This window comes from Sinorhizobium glycinis (assembly GCF_001651865.1).
GTDB lineage: Bacteria > Pseudomonadota > Alphaproteobacteria > Rhizobiales > Rhizobiaceae > Sinorhizobium > Sinorhizobium glycinis.
Genome location: NZ_LPUX01000053.1, coordinates 78,684 through 95,664, shown reverse-complemented (window position 1 = coordinate 95,664; position 16,981 = coordinate 78,684). Strand labels below are relative to the sequence as shown.

Genomic DNA, 16,981 nt, shown 5'->3' with positions numbered 1-16,981 from the left:
CCGCCGCATCTCCTGGGTCGTGGGGTCGGTCGGCTGGATTCCGACACCCGCGGATTCCTCGTGCCGCAGTCGGAGCCAGCCGACCCCCTTTCGAGACGCCGCTTCGACAAGAGGCGGCGTTTTTCGTTTCCGGTCTAATGCGCGCGCGTGTCCCTGAAGACATAGCCAAAAAGAACCGCCGCAACCGGCAGAACGCGCCAAAGAAAAGCGCCGAACCTTGCGGCCGGCGCTCGTCGATCGAAATCGAAACGTGATCTTACTTGATCTTCGTTTCCTTGAATTCAACGTGCTTCTTGACGACCGGATCGTACTTCGTCTTCGTCATCTTTTCCGTCATCGTGCGGCTGTTCTTGGTCGTGACGTAGAAATAACCCGTGTCGGCCGTCGACAGCAGCTTGATCTTGATGGTGGTAGCTTTCGCCATGGTCGTCCTGCCTTTGTAGAAAGATGAAAGCCGTGGACAACCGGTTGCGGGCCACGGTCAAGGTTGGCGCGAAACTACAAATCGCGGTCGAAAAGTCAAGGCCGTTTTGGCTTCAAAACGATACGGACCAGGGAAAGCACGACATAAAGACCGAAGAAGGCGGCGATCGCCCAGGCAAATCCATCGTTCCCGGTCACATCCATCGCGGCTCCGATCACCTGCGGTCCCGCCACGGTGCCGACCGCATAGGAGAAGACGAAGGCGGCATTGGCGGCCGCAAGATCGGCGCCTTGCAGCCGCGAGCCGAGGTGGCTGAGGCCGACGGTATAGAGGCCGGAGACACAGCCGCCCCAGAACAACAAGACGAGCGCCATTAGAAACCAGCTTTCGACCAGCATAGGCAGGAACAGCGCGCCGACGAGGCCGATCAATGTCAGCGCCGACAAGATCGTCCGACGGTCCTTCACATGATCGGAAAGCATGCCGAGCGGGATCTGGAAGATGAAATTGCCGATTCCCATGACCGTCAACAGCAGGGCCGCCTGCGATTCGGTGAAGCCGGCCCGTGTCCCGAAAATCGGAAACAGGGAGAGGCCACCATATTCCACCGCGCCGAAAATAAAGACGGCAGCGGTGGCGGTCGGCACGAGCAAGACATAACGCATGAAGTGGCGCTTCGGCTTCTCATCGAGTACCGGGCTTTCGTTGCGCGCCAGAAAGATCGGGATCGCGGACAGCAGGATGACGCCCGCGCCCACAGTGAAGGGCAGGACGCCCTCGCTGCCCAGGATCGAAAAGAGCAAAGGGCCGCTCGCGAAACCGAGCGAGAGTACGGTGCCGTAGATGCCGAGCACGAAGCCGCGCCTATTGGGCGGCGCAGTGGCATTGATCCAGAATTCCGAGAGGATGAAGAGGACCGTGATCGCACCGTGGAAGACGATTCTGAGCGGAAACCAAAGCCAGAAATTGGTGATGTAGTAGAAGCCGAGCGCGCTTGCCGCTGCAACCACGATTGCCAGCAGCATGGTCGGTGCGACGCCGTGACGATGGGCGAACTTCATCGTGAACGGAGCGGCGGCCATCGATGCGATGCCGGCCATTGCAGCATTCAGCCCGTTCAGCGTAGGCGCGATGCCGCGCTTCTCCATGATGATGCTCAGCAGCGGAAGCCCCAGGCCCATCGCAATGCCGACGGCGGTGATCGACGCAAGCGCCGCGGCCAGCGAAGGCCAGTGGATTTCGTCAACCGGCGCAGATGTGCCGGACGGCGGCTTCGACATTCGACAGATCCCTAGAGAAGCGTGCGAAGAAAGCGCCCGCGGCGCGTGAAGTAGAACGGTATCGCCCGTTCAGGAGGAAGCGAGGGATCCGATTCGAGGCCGCTTCTCAGATCCGAAAGGATGATTGCGGTGATCTCCGGCACTTGTAGAGACGAGAAGTCGTTGACATCGATCCATTGCAAATCCTGAAGCTCCCGGCTTTCCAGGACTTTGGACGGATCGATCTCCACCTCATCCGCGAAGACCGCAAAGAAGCGCGTATCGAACCGCCTCGATTGTCCCGGCGGCGTGATGGCCCGAGCCATATAGCGCAAGTTTGTGAGATCGGGAAGAAAGGGAAGGGGAGCGCGTGACCGGTGGTGTTCCGTGCCGAGGCAGACTCCCGCCTCTTCGAAGAGTTCTCGCGCTGCCGCGAGCGCCAGCGCCCGGGCGCGCCCGTCGCTGATCGGGCGCCCCTCGCTTGCCTTCAGGGCGCGCAGCACCGTGGGATTGAGATCGCCGGAAAACCCCAGCCGATGGTCCGTCGGGTCGCGGCGGCCGCCCGGAAAGACATAGAGGTCCGGCATGAAGGCATGGGCGCTGTGGCGCTTTCCCATCAACACGCGCACGCGCTTGCCGGAGCGGTCGAGCAGCATGATCGACGCCGCGTCACGCGGCCTGAGCGGCTGATGCCTGGGTGCCCCGGCCTGCGATTGAGCGGGGCCGCCGCTGCCACGATCCGGCCTCATGCCGACGGATCCCGCGGTGGGAGAATATCTTCCGGCCGGTCTTCGTGCCCGCCGAAGCCGTGCATTTTCAGAGCCCATTGCAGCCCGATGACCGCGCCTTTGACCGGCTGCATCAGGACGAGTGCGCTGACGAGAGTCACCGGCGCCCAGACCGCCAGGTGCTGCCAGGTGGAGAGCGGCAGGACCAGATCCGTCATCATGTATCCGCCGAGGACCAGATGACCGACGATCGTCACGACGATATAGGGTGGAAAGTCGTCGGCGCGATGATGGTCCATCCGTTCGCCGCAGGCGGCGCAGGCATCCACCGATTTGACGAAGCCTCGAAACAGCCGGCCTTGGCCGCAGGCGGGACATTTGCCCAGAAAGCCGCGCTTCATTGACCGGCCGACTGGCCGCTCCTCCTGCTGCTCCCCACCCAGCTGGAGCTTCTCCGTTGCCATTGCCTTCATTCCAATCCTTGTCGAACGAGGACCTTACCGGCCGCTGGCCGTCAGCGCCTGCCGCGCGGGGGCCGTGTTCCCGGCCGCTTGCCTGCGTTCACCCGATCGCGGCGGCCGGACTTGTGGAAGGAGCGCATTGCCGTCGGCATCTTTCGCCCTTCGCTCAGCATCTCGAAGCGGAGCGCACCGGCGAGCGGCACGGCTTCGGCGAGCTTGACGCGGACAGGATCGCCGAGACCATAGCCAAGTCCGGTCTTTTCGCCGGAAAGGGCCTGATGCGCTTCATCATAGATGAAATAGTCTCGCCCGAGCGTAGATATAGGGATGAAGCCGTCGGCGCCATAGGCGGGGAGGGTGACAAAAAGTCCCGCCTTGATCACGCCCGAGACGCGCCCGTCGAACTCCTCGCCGACGCGTCCGCTCAAGTGATGGGCAATCAGCCGGTCGACCGTATCGCGTTCGGCAGCCATTGCGCGCCGCTCGAAGGTGGAGATTTCCGCGGCGATATCGTCGAGCACCCCCTCTTCCTGAGGCGTCAGGCCGCCCTCGCCAAGGCCAAGCGAGCTCACCAGCGCCCGGTGCACGACCAGGTCGGCATAGCGCCGGATCGGCGAGGTGAAGTGGGCATAGCGCATCAGGTTGAGGCCGAAATGGCCGATGTTTTCCGGGCTGTAGATTGCCTGGCTTTGCGACCTGAGCACCATCTCGTTGACCATGGTCTCGTAGGGCTTGCCGTCGGCGCGGGCGAGAACGCCATTGAAGTGGTTGGCTCGCATATTGCCGCCCTTGGCGAGCGAGATGTCCAGTGTCTGCAGGAACTCACGCAGAGTTTCCTGCTTGGCGAGCGACGGCTGGTCGTGGACGCGGTAGATCAGTACCTGTCGTTTCTGCTCCAAGGTCTCCGCCGCGGCGACGTTGGCCTGTATCATCATTTCCTCGATCAGCTTGTGGGCGTCTAGGCGTTCCGGCACGAAGACCCGGTCGACCGTTCCGTCCGGCTTCAGGATGATCTTGCGTTCGGGCACGTCGAGTTCGAGAGGCTGGCGCCGTTCCCGCCCGCGGCTGAGGATGCGGTAGCCCTCCCACAGCGGCTTCAGGATCGGTTCCAGGATCGGCCCGGTCTTGTCGTCCGGCGACCCGTCGATCGCCGCCTGGGCCTGTTGATAGGAAAGCTTGGCAGCGCTGCGCATCATGATGCGGTGGAACGTATGGCCTGCCTTGCGGCCCTCCTTCGAGAAACGCATCCGTACCGCCAGTGCCGGTCGGTCGACGCCCTCCTTGAGCGAGCAGAGATCGTTGGAGATGCGCTCGGGCAGCATCGGCACGACACGATCGGGGAAATAGACCGAATTGCCGCGCTTCAACGCTTCGAGGTCGAGAGCCGATTTCGGCCGGACATACCAGGAGACGTCGGCGATCGCGACAGTAACGATGAAACCGCCGGGATTGTCCGGGGAGGGATCCGGTTCGGCATGGACGGCGTCGTCGTGGTCCTTGGCGTCGGCCGGGTCGATGGTGATGAGCGGCAGCGAGCGCCAATCCTCGCGGTGCGCCATCGTTACCGCCTGCGCCGCGTCGGCCTCCTGCAGCACGCGTTCCGGAAACACATGCGGAATGCCATGCGCATGAATGGCAATCATCGAGATCGCCTTTTCGGAGGCGACGGAACCGATGACGTTCTGCACTTGGGCGCGCGGCAGGCCGTAGCGCCCGAGGCGGGCGAGATGCACTTCGACGAGGTCGCCGTCCTTGGCATCGGCGGTGAAATCCGGATCGACGAGGACTTCCTCGCCGCGCTTGTCGATCGGCAGCAGCCGCCCGCCGCCGCCCGGGGTCGAGCGGAACACGCCGAGCACGGCGTCCTTGCGCTTGTCGAGAACCTTGATGATGCGCGCCGTATAGGCGGGTCCGCCCCTCTCCTTGGCAGGGAAGATCTTGGCAAGAACCCGATCCCCGAGACCGGCGACGGGCGCCTTGCCCTTCGCCTTTCCGCCGGCCGACTGGCGGATGAGCACGGCCGGCGCGACGCCGTCGGCGTCCAGCCATTCGGCCGGGCGGCCGATCAATTCGCCGTCGATATCGCGGATGGTGATGTCGAGAACGGTGACGGGCGGCAGGGCGCCGGGGCGAACGAGCGACTTGCGCTTCTTCTCGACCAGCCCGTCCTCTTCCAGCGAGCGGAGCAGCGCCTTGAGTTCGACGCGAGCCTCGCCCTTGAGGCCGAACGCCTTAGCGATCTCGCGCTTCGAGGCCTGCTGCGGGTTCTCGGCGATGAAGCGCATCAGCACGTCGCGCGGCGGAACGGCGCCGTGGATGATCGGTTCCTTTTGGGCGGGCGCCGCCGCCTGGGCCGCGCGCAACTGCTTCTTGCCGGCACCTCTTGCGGGCCGTTCGGTCGGATCGCGCGGAATTCTGCTCAAGGTCAGTCCTTCTTGGCCTTCGCGGCCGTCTTGCTCTTCGCCTTCGCGGCGGTCTTGGGCTTCTCGGTTTTCGCCGCCGTGCTCTTCGCCGCCGCCGCGGATCTGCCCTTGCTCGCTTTGCCCTTCGATACGCCACCCTTCGCCGCGCGTTCGGCAATGAGGGCGAGCGCTTCATCGACGGTCACGGCCTGCGGATCCTTGCCCTTCGGCAGGGTCGCATTCACCTTGCCCCAGTTGACATAGGGGCCGAAGCGCCCGTCGCGCACCGTAATCGCGCCGCCGTCCGGATGTTCCCCGAGTTCCTTGAGGGCGGCTGCGGCGGTGCGTCCGCGGCCGCCGCCTGCACCTTTGGACTGCTTGTCGGCGAGTGCCGAAACGGCGCGATTGAGGCCGATCGAGAAGACGTCCTCGACGGATTCCAGATTGGCATAGGTGCCGTCATGCAGCACGAACGGGCCGTAGCGGCCGATGCCGGTCGAAATCATCTTGCCGGTTTCCGGGTGCCTGCCGATGTCGCGCGGCAACGACAGAAGCGCGACCGCCTTTTCGTGGTCGATCGTCGCCGGCGTCCAGCCCTTGGGCAGGCTCGCACGTTTGGCATCCTTGCCGTCGCCGCGCTGGACATAGGGTCCGAAGCGACCGCTCCGCAGGGTGATTTCCTCGCCGGTGTGCGGATCCTTGCCGAGGCTCTGCGGCTCGTTCGACACGGCCGCTTCCGCCTCGCCGTTGCCTTCGGACGACAGCTGGCGCGTGTAGTTGCACTCGGGATAATTGGAGCAGCCGACGAAGGCGCCGTATTTGCCGAGCTTCAGCGAGAGCTTGCCGGTACCGCAAACCTGGCAGGTGCGCGGATCGCCTCCGTCTTCCCGATTCGGGAAAACGAGCGGCGCCAGTTCCTCATTGAGCGCATCGAGCACGTTGGTGACGCGCAGTTCCTTGGTGTCCTCGATCTGCGAGAAGAAATCCTTCCAGAACTCGCGCAGGACGTCTTTCCAGTTGAGCTCGCCGGCGGAAATCTGGTCGAGCTTCTCTTCCAGGGATGCGGTGAAATCATACTCGACATAGCGCGTGAAGAAGCTCTCGAGGAAAGCCGTCACCAGCCGGCCCTTTGCCTGCGGAATCAGCTTGCGCTTGTCGATCGTCACATAATCGCGGTCGACGAGGGTGCTGATCGTCGCGGCATAGGTCGAGGGGCGCCCGATGCCGAGTTCTTCCATCTTCTTGATCAGTGTCGCTTCCGAATAGCGCGGCGGCGGTTCGGTGAAGTGCTGGGTGGCGTTGATCTTCTGCTTGGCGAGATTTTCACGCGCATTGATCTCAGGCAGCCGACCGTCCTCGTCGCCGTCGTCCGCCTGCTCGCCGTCTTCCTTCATGTCGGTATAGGCGGCGATGAAGCCGTCGAAGCGGATGACGGAGCCGGTGGCCCTGAGGCCGGCCTTCTTGCCGCCATTGTCGGCGGCGATCTCCGCCGTCGTCCGTTCGATCTCGGCCGATGCCATCTGGCTGGCGATGCCGCGCTTCCAGATCAGGTCGTAGAGCTTCAGCATGTCGCCGTCGAGGAAGCGGCGCACCTGATCGGGGGTGCGGTTGAAGTCCGTCGGGCGGATCGCTTCGTGGGCTTCCTGGGCGTTCTTCGCCTTGGTCGAATAGAAGCGCGGCTTTTCCGGCAGGTAGCGGGGGCCGAACTGGCTGCCGATCGCCCGGCGGGCGGCGTCGATCGCTTCCGGCGCCATCTGCACGCCGTCGGTACGCATATAGGTGATGAGGCCGACGGTTTCTCCTCCGACGTCGACGCCCTCGTAGAGCTTCTGCGCCACCTGCATGGTGCGAGACGCCGAGAAGCCGAGCTTGGAGGAGGCGGCCTGCTGCAACGTCGAGGTTGTGAAGGGCGGACCCGGGTTTCGCTTGACGGGCTTCGCCTCGACGCTTTCGACCACATAGCTCGCGCCGTCGAGCAGGGCCTTCAGCCGATTGGCCTCGTCGCCGTTGCCGATCGACTTCGCCTGCAGCCGCTTGCCGTCGGCCGAGACGAGCCTTGCTTCGAACTCGTCGCCACGTGGCGTCTTCAGGAGTGCCGAGATGTTCCAGTATTCTTCGGTGACGAACCGTTCGATCTCCGCCTCGCGGTCGCAGACGAGGCGCAGCGCCACCGATTGAACGCGGCCGGCCGACCGCGCGCCCGGCAGCTTGCGCCAAAGCACCGGCGACAGGTTGAAGCCGACGAGGTAATCGAGCGCGCGGCGGGCGAGATAGGCGTCGACCAACGAGATGTCGATGTCGCGCGGCTCCGCCATCGCATCGAGCACGGCCTTCTTGGTGATGGCATTGAAGACGACGCGCCGGACCGGCTTGTCGCCGATGACCTTCTTCTTCTTGAGCAGATCGAGCACATGCCAGGAGATCGCCTCACCCTCACGGTCCGGGTCGGTTGCGAGGATCAATCCGTCCGACGACTTCACGGCGTCGGCAATGTCCTTCATCCGCTTGGCGGAGGCGCCGTCGACTTCCCACGACATTTCGAAGTCTTCGTCCGGGCGAACCGAGCCGTCCTTGGCCGGCAGGTCCCGCACGTGGCCAAACGAAGCAAGTACCTTGTAGCCGGGGCCGAGATACTTGTTGATCGTCTTGGCCTTGGAAGGCGACTCCACCACTACAACATTCATCGTCATTCTCTGAGACAATCTCTTCTGGCAAGGCGCAGGCGTTGCGCGGCCTTTATTGTGGCCACGAAATGGACAGGGATTCGGGCGCGGTCAAGGGGCTTCACGAAAATAGCGACATCCCGACAGATCGCAACCAAACCGCAACATTCGATTTGCCGCAACTCCTGGTGGTTCGTTTTTCGATTTCTGCGCGTGTTGCGAGGCGGTGTACATCTGCATTTTCGCGCCCTATTGCGCAGGAGCGAGGGATACGAGATTGGCCCCGTGGCGGCAGAGCTGGCCGGCGAGATCGAGTTCGAGGAGGACGAGGTGGACCTCGGAGGCGGCAAGTCCGGTGTGGCGAATGACATCGTCGATCTCGACCGGGGTCGGGCCGAGCGCTTCGACGACAAGCGCGCGGCCGCCTTCGCCGAGCGTCGCCGTTGCCGGCGGCCCAGAGGAGACTGGTTCGACCGCCGGTTCCCGGGCATTCAGGCGTGAGAAGAGATCGTCGCGGCTCAGGGGCGCCAATCCCTCGAGCACATCGGCAGGGGAAGTGGTGAGGATCGCCCCCTGTTTCAGGAGGTCGTTCGTGCCGTGACAGCGCGGGTCGAGCGGTGAGCCCGGTACGGCAAAGACGAGCCGGCCGAAATCGGCCGCGTAGCGGGCGGTGATGAGCGACCCCGAACGGCTGGCCGCCTCGACAATGGCGACGCCGAGACTGGTGCCGGCAACCAGGCGGTTCCTTCGCGGAAAGTCGCGGGCGCGCGGCTCCCAGCCGAAGGGCATTTCACTGATCGCCAATCCTTCGCCGGCGGTGATCTCCTGCAGGAGACCGATATTCTCCGGCGGGTAGGGTCGGTCGAGGCCGCCGGCGAGAGCGGCGATTGTACCGGTTCCGAGGCTGGCGCGATGCGCGGCGGTGTCGATGCCGCGGGCAAGACCCGAGGTGATGACGTAGCCGGCGGCGCCGGCATCGCGGGCGATCATCGCGGCGAATTTCGCGCCGCTGGCCGAGGCGTTGCGCGAGCCGACGATGCCGAGCGAGGGGCGGCTTGCCGCCTGGGGGTTGCCCTTCATCGCAAGGAGCGGAGGGGCGCCGTCGATCTCTTTCAGCGCCGCCGGGTAGTCGGGTTCGCCGATGCCGACGAACACTGCGCCGAACCGGTGCGCCGCCTCGAGCTCACGCTCCGCATCCGCCACCGAGGCGATGCGAAACTGTCGGTCCGCGCCGCCGCGGCGCGACAGGTCCGGCAAGGCCTCGAGCGCCGCCTCTGCTGAGCCGAAGTGATTGACGAGATCCCGGAAGGTGGCCGGACCGACATTGTCGCTGCGGATCAGCCGCAGCCAGGCGATCCTCTGCCGTTCCGTCAGCGCGGTTCCGTTACGTCGAGCGCCGCCGATCGGCATTATCCCTTTTCTCCGATCCGGCTTTCCGTGCCGCTCAAGAGTCGCTGGATATTGGCGCGGTGCTTGATCCAGGTGATCACCGTCATCAGGGCGAAGAGCAGGGCGACTTTCCCATATCCGGTCGCGTAGAGGGCAATCGGCATGACGGCGGTGGCAATGAGTGCCGACAGTGAGGAGTAGCGGGTGATCTTCGCCGCGGCGAGCCAGATCGCTGCGAAGGCGGGCACCATCAGCGGCGCCAGGCCAAGCAGGACGCCGATATAGGTGGCGACGCCCTTGCCGCCCTTGAAGGAGAGCCAGACGGGGAAGAGATGTCCGAGAAAGGCGGCGAGACCAGCGGCAATGCCGGCTTCAACGCCCCAGAGAGACGCGATCGCGGCCGCTGCCGTGCCCTTCAGCGCATCGAGCAGCAGCGTGGCGGCCGCGAGCTTCTTGTTGCCGGTTCTCAGCACGTTCGTCGCGCCGATATTGCCGGAGCCGATCTTGCGGACGTCGCCGAGCCCCGCCATGCGGGTGAGGATCAGGCCGAACGGTATAGAGCCCAGCAGATAGCCGAAGACGAGGCACAAAATCGTTGCAGGCAGCGCCAACTGCCAGGAAAACAGATCCACCGGTTCCTCCCCGCCTAAGTGCTTCGGCTCACAATGAATGGACGAGCTTGCCGCCAACATAGGTTTGCACGACCCGGCCGGTAAAGCGCGCATTTTCGAACGGCGTGTTCTTCGAGCGGGAAACCAGTTCTTTTTCGTAAAGGACCCAGGGTTCGTCAAGATCGAGTACGGTGATGTCCGCCTTGGCGCCGGGTTTCAGCGTGCCCGCTTCCAGGCCGAAGATCGAGGCAGGCCGCGTCGAGAGCGCATCGACGAGCCGCATCAGCGGGACCTGGCCGCTGTGGTGGAGCCGAAGTGCAGCCGCCGCCAGGGTTTCCAGCCCGATCGCGCCGTCCGCTGCGTCCGCGAAGGGCAGGCGCTTGGTATCTGCGCCCTGCGGGTCATGCGAGGAGACGATGATGTCGATCTTGCCCGAGGCAAGCGCCTCGACCATCGCGACCCGGTCATCTTCGCCGCGCAGCGGCGGCGTCAGCTTGAAGAAGGTCCGGTATTCGCCAATGTCGTTCTCGTTCAGCGTCAGATGGTTGATCGAGATGCCGCAGGTGACGTTTGCCCCGCGCTCTCGGGCCGAATGCACGGCGTCCGCCGATTCGGGGACGGAGATTTCGGCCGCATGATAGGCGGCCTTCGTCAGTGCGGCGATGCGCAGGTCGCGCTCGAGCGGAATGATTTCTGCCTCGCGCGGAATGCCGGGAAGTCCGAGCCAGCTTGCCAGCAGGCCTTCGTTCATGACGCCGTTGGCGCCGAGATATTTGTCGCGGGTCTCCAGCGCAACGACTGCATCGAACTCGCGCGCATAGGTCATCGCGCGGCGGAGCACGAGCGTGTCGTGGACCGGTTGCCGGCCGTTGGTGAAGCAGACTGCCCCCGCATCCCGGAGCAGTCCGAGCTCGCTCATTTCCAAACCGAGCAGGCCCTTGGTGAGCGCTGCGGCCGGATAGACGTTGACGAGCGCCTTGTCGCGGGCGGTCTTCTGCACGAATTCGACGAGGGCGATCTCGTCGATCACCGGATTGGTGTCGGGCATGGAGATAAAGGACGTGACGCCGCCGGTTGCTGCCGCACGCGAGGCGGATTCGATCGTTTCGCGATATTCGCTGCCCGGTTCGCCGACGAAGACGCGGGCGTCCACGAGGCCGGGCACGGCGACGAGACCGGCGCAATCCTTGACGAAGGCGCCTGCCGGGGCGCCCTGGTTTTGGGCGTCCTTTCCGGCCGCAAGGATCCGACCGTCACTCCCGACGACGATTGTGCCGATCTCGTCGAGGTTTCGCGAAGGGTCGACGATGCGCAGGTTCGCAAGAACGAGCGGTCTGGTCATAGGCGCGGCCCCTGGTTCTGAGAAAGAAGAAGCGTTTCCATCACCGCCATGCGCACGGCGACGCCCATCTCGACCTGCTGTTCGATGACGCTTTGCGGTCCGTCGGCGATCTCGGACGCGATCTCGACTCCGCGGTTCATCGGTCCGGGATGCATGACGAGCGCATCGTCCTTTGCGGCCTTCAGCTTTTCCGCGTCGAGCCCGTAATAGTGGAAGTATTCGCGCACCGATGGAACGAAGGAGCCGGCCATCCGCTCGCGCTGGAGCCGCAGCATCATCACCACATCCGCATCCTTCAGGCCTTCCGCCATGGAGCGATAGACCTCGACGCCCATCTGCTCGATGCCGGCGGGGAGCAAGGTCGCCGGCGCGACGACGCGGACGCGGGCGCCCATCTGGTTGAGAAGCAGGATATTGGAGCGGGCAACGCGCGAATGCAGGACGTCGCCGCAGATCGCCACGATGATCCGCGACAATTTTCCCTTGGCGCGGCGGATCGTCAGCGCGTCGAGAAGCGCCTGGGTCGGATGCTCGTGCTGGCCGTCGCCGGCATTGACGACGGAGCAGGAGACCTTCTGCGCGAGCAGGGCTGCCGCGCCGGCCGACGCGTGGCGCACGACGAGCACGTCCGGGTGCATCGCATTCAGCGTCATCGCCGTGTCGATCAGCGTCTCGCCCTTCTTCACCGAAGAATTGCCGACCGACATGTTCATGACGTCGGCGCCGAGGCGCTTGCCAGCCAGTTCGAAGGAGGATTGCGTGCGGGTCGATGCTTCGAAGAAGAGGTTGATCTGCGTCAGGCCACGCAGCGAAGAGGTCTTCTTCTCCCTCTGCCGGGAGATCTTCACGGCTTCGTCGGCGCGATCGAGCAGGAGCGTGATGTCCTGTTCGGTCAGCCCCTTGATGCCAAGCAGGTGGCGATGCGGGAAAGTGATCATGAGCCGCCCTTGCATACTGGAATTCGGCTCGCTCTATAGAACGTGGCCCTTGGCGCGGCAAGTGGCCGGCAAGCCGCGAGCCGGGCCTTCCGAAGAAAACTTGCAGCGGCCGCGGTTCTTGCCGCGGGCCTGTTTCGTACCCGCGAAACTTGCGCTAGAACCGGCCTATGAATCAGATGAACCGGACCGAACAGAAACTCGCCGAACTGAACCAGCCGAAGCCCTGGTCCGGTATCAATGCCTATCGCTCCGACCCCCTGGTGGTCGACATCACCTCGGCCATGCCGAAGACGCTGCGCGACGAGTTCGACGGGCTCGGCCGTTATGTGACATCGCCGGAGGCGCAGGAACTGGCGCGCATGGCGAATGAGGGCGTGCCGAAGCTCAAGACCCACGGACCGCGCGGCGAGCGCCTCGACGTCGTCGAGTTCCACCCTGCCTGGCATGCGCTGATGCGCCGCTCGATGACGACGGGACTGCACTCGTCCGCATGGGAGAACCTGCCGGACGAGCGTGGCCGTTCGCACAAGGCGAGGGCGATCCGCTTCTATCTGACGGCGCAGCTCGAATGCGGCCATCTCTGCCCGCTGACGATGACCAGCGCCTCGGTTGCCGCAATCACCGCCTCGCCGGCCGTTCAGAAGGAATGGGCGCCGAAGATCCTGTCGCGCAGATATGACTCGACCAACCGTCCCTGGATGCAGAAGTCCGCGGTTACGATCGGCATGGGCATGACGGAGAAGCAGGGCGGCACGGACGTGCGCGCCAACACCTCGACCGCCGAACGGGTCGGCGAGGGGATCTATCGCCTCAACGGCCACAAGTGGTTCATGTCGGCGCCGATGAGCGACGCCTTCGTCATGCTGGCGCAGACCCGCGAGGGGCTCGGTTGCTTCCTCGTCCCGCGGCTGCTCGAGGACGGTGCCGCCAACGGTCTGCGCTTCCAGCGTCTCAAGGACAAGCTCGGCAACCGCTCCAACGCGTCGTCGGAGGTGGAATTCACGGATACGTTCGGTTTCCTGCTCGGAACGCCGGATGCGGGCATTCGCACGATCCTCGACATGGTGACGCTGACGCGGCTCGATTGCGCGCTCGCTTCGGCCGGGATGATGCGGGCCTCGCTCGCCGAAGCCGTACACCACACCCGCGGCCGCAAGGTTTTCGGCCAGGCGCTCGTCAGCCAGCCGATGATGACCCGCGTTCTGGCCGACATGGCGCTCGATGTCGCCGCGGCAAGCGCGCTGTCGTTCCGACTTGCCGAAGCCTTCGACAATGCGCATAGCAGTGCCGAGGATGCAGCTTACGCCCGCATCATGACGCCGGTCGCGAAATACTGGTGCTGCAAGATCGCCCCCGCCTTGATCTACGAGGCGATGGAGTGCCTTGGCGGCAACGGTTACGTGGAAGAGCGGGCGCTGGCCCGGCATTATCGCGAAGCGCCGGTCAACGCGATCTGGGAGGGCTCCGGCAATGTCATGGCGCTCGACGTGCTCCGGGTGCTCGGGCGCCGCAAGGAACTCTTCGAGCAGTTGTTCGGCGTCTTCAGCCGCGACCTCGGGCCCGCCGGACCCAAGACGATCGACGTGCTGCGCGCCGCCATGTCGCTCTGCGAGCGTGACGAAGGCGCGGCGCGCTTGCTGGTCGAACAGCTTGCGCTTGCGGCGGCCGCCGCCGAGCTCTATCGATTGGGTGCGGGCCGCATCGCCGATGCCTTCCTGGAGTCGCGACTGGCCGCCGGCTGGCGCGCCACTTACGGCATGCTCGATTCGCGCTTTGATTCCGCCTACGTGCTCGATCTGCTCTATCCGGCCGCGACATAGCGTGTGACGGATAGGACGAGCGGGATCGTGAAGAACGACACGGCCGTCTGCACCGTGGCGACGGCGGCGTAAAGCTCCGCATCTCCCCCCATCTGCTTGGCAAGAAGATAGCCGTTCATCGCCGTCGGCACGGCGGCGCCGAGCGCGATGACGAGCAGGGCATCGCCGGTGATGCCGAGCAGCGCGCTGGCACTCACCATGAAGATCGGCATGACGATCAGCTTGAGGGCGACCGCGAGGATCGCGGCGCCGGTGGGCTTCAAAGCATCGGCGATCCTCAGTCCGACACCGACCAGCACTAGCCCGAGGCTCAGCGAGGCCGTTGCCAGCATGTCGATCGCCGTCATTACCGGCTCATAGAGCTCGATGCCGGTGAGATTGAACAGGATGCCAGCCGCCGACGCGATGATCAGCGGATTGGTGATGATTTTCAGGAAGAAGAATCCGACGCCGCCGCCTCCGCCTCCGAACCACACCAGCACGGCGACATTGTAGAAATTGATCGGAATGATGATCAGCGTCATCACCAGCGCCGTCAGGCTGAGGCCGATCGCGCCGTAGAGCTTCTCGGCGACGGCAAGGGCGATGAAGGCGTTCCAGCGCGTCGCCGTTTGGAAGATCGAGGTGAAGGTGGCGCCGGAAATGCCTTTGCTGCGCAGCAGGGGCCAGGCCAGGAGAAGAGCGATCGACATCAGAGTGACGCTGCCGATCGCCGCGATGGCCGTCGCATCGGCCTCCATGCCCGTGAAATCCGCCTTCGCCAATGTGGAAAACAGAAGTGAGGGAAAGAGAAAATAATAGCCGAACTGCTCGAGCCCCACCCAAAGCCCCTGGTCGACGAGCCTCGAACGGCGGAGCCAGACGCCAAGCAACACCAGCAGGAAGACGGGAAGAATGCTTTCGAAAATGGCGGTCATCGCGGCTCATGCAGATGGAAGTGTTAAGCTGGGGCAAGGCGGCGAAGTCCGCTCGCACCCCTATTAGAACCGCCTGGCCGCGGGCCGCAACCCGGCTTGGCTTGTTGATATTAACCTTAACAGATGGTTTACGTTGCGCAGGGTCGGTGATGGCAGAGATACTGGCGGCCGTTCAATGAAGCTCGGAACGGAGCGGTCCGGTGAGAACTGGCTTGATGATCGTCATGATGATGTTTTTCGCCGCACTGGCGCTCGACATAGCGACGTTCGCCGTCGGCCTGGTCGGCTTCGTTCTCGCCGACCGTGCCATTTATCCACTGCTGCGCGGCTGGGCCGGGGGGAGGGGCGCATGAAGTGGCTTATGATCTTCTGGGGCGGTCCGGTAATCCTGCTGACCGGCTGGTACTCACTCTCCTATTACGACATGAGCTTCGGCATCTTCATGCTGACGCGCGAGGCGCACGACCTGGTGTTCCGCGTATACGGCCACGTCCTCGGTATCCCGCCGGAAAGCATTCCGCCGCTCGTTGCGCGGGCGATGGTCGTCGATACGATCGTTCTTTTCGGGCTCGTCGCGCTCCGCAAACACCGGCAGATCGCCTCCTGGTTCGGCGCGCGCCTCGGCGGCGCGACCTCTCAGCCGGCGGGCGCGTCGCCTCTGCCAAGCAACGCCAATCTGTCGAGCGCCCCCTGAAGGATGAACGAGGCGGCGGCCGAGTCGATGCGCTCGGCGCGCTTCCTGCGCGACACGTCCATCTCGATCAATACCCGCTCGGCCGCGACCGTCGAAAGCCGCTCGTCCCAAAGCACGAAGGGGATCTCGGTCTTCTCGCCCATGTTGCGTACAAAGGCACGCGTCGCCTGGCAGCGCGGCCCTTCCGTTCCGTCCATATTGACCGGCAGGCCGATGACAAAGGCGCCGACCTTTTCCTTTTCCGCGATCGCGAGCAGCGCTTGCGCGTCGACGCCGAACTTGACGCGTCGAATGACGTAGCGCGGCGTCGCGAAGCGTCGCCCGAGATCGGAGACCGAGAGGCCGATCGTCTTGGTGCCGAGGTCCAGACCCGCGATCGCCTGATGCGGCGGTAGCCGCGCGGCGAGTTCTTCGATGGTGATAATTGCCATGGGATGCCGATTCGATCTTTTCAGTTCGCAGGTCCGATCCATATGCTCGTCTGTCAGATAAATCGATCACCTTTATGGTTTGCTTCGAAGCCGCCATGATTTCAGGGAGAACGTCATGAAGATCAAATGGCTGGGCCATTCCGCCTTTCACATCGAAACCGCCAAGGCCAAGATCCTCATCGATCCGTTTTTCACCGGCAATCCGGCGTTCCGCGACAACGAGCGCAGGGCCGCGACCGCCGGGCTGACGCATATCCTTCTGACGCACGGCCATGGCGACCACGTCGGTGACACGGTGGCGATCGCCAAGGAGACGGGCGCCACCGTCGTTGCCAATTTCGACCTCTGCATGTGGCTCGGGCGGCATGGTATTACGAAGATGGAACCCGGAAATACCGGCGGAACGATTCAGCTCGGCGCCTTCTCGGCCACCTTCGTCAACGCTCTGCACTCCTCGGCCCAGATCACCGAGGACGGCGTCTCGCACTGCCTCGGCAACGCCAACGGCCTCGTTCTGCATTTCCCGGACGAGCCGACGCTCTACCACATGGGCGACACGGACATTTTCTCCGACATGGCGCTTATCCAGGAGTTGCACCAGCCGGATATCGGCATCGTGCCGATCGGCGACCGCTTCACGATGGGTGGAGCCGTGGCGGCGCTCGCCTGCCAGCGCTATTTCAAGTTCAACACGGCGATTCCCTGCCACTATGGCTCGTTTCCGGTCATCGACCAGACGCCGGAGACTTTCATCACCGGCATGGACGGCGCCTCGACGCTGATTGCGGCGCCCGAGGTCGGCGGCGTCGTCACCGCTTAAGGGCCGGCGTCGAACTCTAAGAGGCCAGTTCGGCGGCATTCCCCGTTGCACGCCTTGCAACTCGCCATTATAGCGGGGGAAA

16 protein-coding genes are annotated in these 16,981 nt (G+C 64.2%); 4 read left to right on the top strand and 12 right to left on the bottom strand.

Annotated features, from left to right (window positions below; translation table 11 throughout):
* Positions 1 to 256 precede the first annotated feature (256 nt).
* From rpmG to AU381_RS05360, 10 genes are all read right to left on the bottom strand, one after another.
* Complete coding sequence (rpmG, locus tag AU381_RS05405) at positions 257 to 424, bottom strand: 50S ribosomal protein L33 (protein ID WP_012707650.1); 168 nt, start codon at positions 422 to 424, stop codon at positions 257 to 259.
* 95 nt (positions 425 to 519) lie between these two features.
* Positions 520 to 1,704, bottom strand: a complete 1,185-nt coding sequence (locus AU381_RS05400) for an MFS transporter (protein WP_064240755.1) — start codon at positions 1,702 to 1,704, stop codon at positions 520 to 522.
* An 11-nt stretch (positions 1,705 to 1,715) separates the two neighbouring features.
* Positions 1,716 to 2,432: an NUDIX hydrolase gene (locus AU381_RS05395; RefSeq protein WP_064240754.1), complete on the bottom strand. Its 717-nt coding sequence runs from the start codon at positions 2,430 to 2,432 to the stop codon at positions 1,716 to 1,718.
* Entirely contained in the window at positions 2,429 to 2,884 is a 456-nt protein-coding gene (locus tag AU381_RS05390; protein WP_064240753.1) for a DUF983 domain-containing protein, read from the bottom strand. The genes AU381_RS05395 and AU381_RS05390 overlap by 4 nt, the downstream gene beginning before the upstream one ends.
* Positions 2,885 to 2,925: 41 nt before the next feature.
* Positions 2,926 to 5,295 carry a ribonuclease R gene (rnr, locus tag AU381_RS05385; RefSeq protein ID WP_064240752.1) on the bottom strand — a complete coding sequence of 790 codons (2,370 nt, stop codon included), beginning with the start codon at positions 5,293 to 5,295 and terminating at the stop codon, positions 2,926 to 2,928.
* Between the two features lie 2 nt (positions 5,296 to 5,297).
* Positions 5,298 to 7,958, bottom strand: a complete 2,661-nt coding sequence (topA, locus tag AU381_RS05380; protein WP_064241822.1) for a type I DNA topoisomerase — start codon at positions 7,956 to 7,958, stop codon at positions 5,298 to 5,300.
* Between the two features lie 228 nt (positions 7,959 to 8,186).
* Entirely contained in the window at positions 8,187 to 9,347 is a 1,161-nt protein-coding gene (gene dprA, locus AU381_RS05375; protein ID WP_064240751.1) for a DNA-processing protein DprA, read from the bottom strand.
* Entirely contained in the window at positions 9,347 to 9,958 is a 612-nt protein-coding gene (plsY, locus tag AU381_RS05370) for a glycerol-3-phosphate 1-O-acyltransferase PlsY (protein ID WP_064240750.1), read from the bottom strand. Before plsY ends, dprA begins: the two co-directional genes overlap by 1 nt.
* 28 nt (positions 9,959 to 9,986) lie before the next feature.
* Positions 9,987 to 11,279: a dihydroorotase gene (locus tag AU381_RS05365; RefSeq protein ID WP_064240749.1), complete on the bottom strand. Its 1,293-nt coding sequence runs from the start codon at positions 11,277 to 11,279 to the stop codon at positions 9,987 to 9,989.
* Positions 11,276 to 12,217 carry an aspartate carbamoyltransferase catalytic subunit gene (locus tag AU381_RS05360; RefSeq protein ID WP_064240748.1) on the bottom strand — a complete coding sequence of 314 codons (942 nt, stop codon included), beginning with the start codon at positions 12,215 to 12,217 and terminating at the stop codon, positions 11,276 to 11,278. Before AU381_RS05360 ends, AU381_RS05365 begins: the two co-directional genes overlap by 4 nt.
* Before the next feature lie 167 nt (positions 12,218 to 12,384).
* Here AU381_RS05360 and AU381_RS05355 point away from each other — a divergent pair, with 167 nt between their 5' ends.
* Positions 12,385 to 14,037: an acyl-CoA dehydrogenase family protein gene (locus AU381_RS05355; protein ID WP_064240747.1), complete on the top strand. Its 1,653-nt coding sequence runs from the start codon at positions 12,385 to 12,387 to the stop codon at positions 14,035 to 14,037.
* Here the strand turns inward: AU381_RS05355 and AU381_RS05350 are convergent.
* Positions 14,019 to 14,954, bottom strand: coding sequence for an AEC family transporter (locus AU381_RS05350; protein WP_064240746.1), 936 nt, complete (start codon positions 14,952 to 14,954; stop codon positions 14,019 to 14,021). The genes AU381_RS05355 and AU381_RS05350 overlap by 19 nt on opposite strands.
* Before the next feature lie 200 nt (positions 14,955 to 15,154).
* Between AU381_RS05350 and AU381_RS30075 the strand changes: the two genes are divergently transcribed.
* Both AU381_RS30075 and AU381_RS30070 read left to right on the top strand, forming a co-directional pair.
* A complete protein-coding gene (locus AU381_RS30075; RefSeq protein ID WP_162273403.1) occupies positions 15,155 to 15,307 on the top strand; it encodes a hypothetical protein in 153 nt (50 codons plus the stop codon).
* Positions 15,304 to 15,648, top strand: a complete 345-nt coding sequence (locus AU381_RS30070) for a DUF6105 family protein (protein WP_064240745.1) — start codon at positions 15,304 to 15,306, stop codon at positions 15,646 to 15,648. The genes AU381_RS30075 and AU381_RS30070 overlap by 4 nt, the downstream gene beginning before the upstream one ends.
* On the opposite strand, the gene ruvX is transcribed toward AU381_RS30070, so the two are convergent.
* Positions 15,591 to 16,079 carry a Holliday junction resolvase RuvX gene (gene ruvX, locus AU381_RS05340; protein ID WP_064240744.1) on the bottom strand — a complete coding sequence of 163 codons (489 nt, stop codon included), beginning with the start codon at positions 16,077 to 16,079 and terminating at the stop codon, positions 15,591 to 15,593. The genes AU381_RS30070 and ruvX overlap by 58 nt on opposite strands.
* A 115-nt stretch (positions 16,080 to 16,194) precedes the next feature.
* Between ruvX and AU381_RS05335 the strand changes: the two genes are divergently transcribed.
* A complete protein-coding gene (locus tag AU381_RS05335; RefSeq protein ID WP_064240743.1) occupies positions 16,195 to 16,899 on the top strand; it encodes a metal-dependent hydrolase in 705 nt (234 codons plus the stop codon).
* Positions 16,900 to 16,981 lie beyond the last annotated feature (82 nt).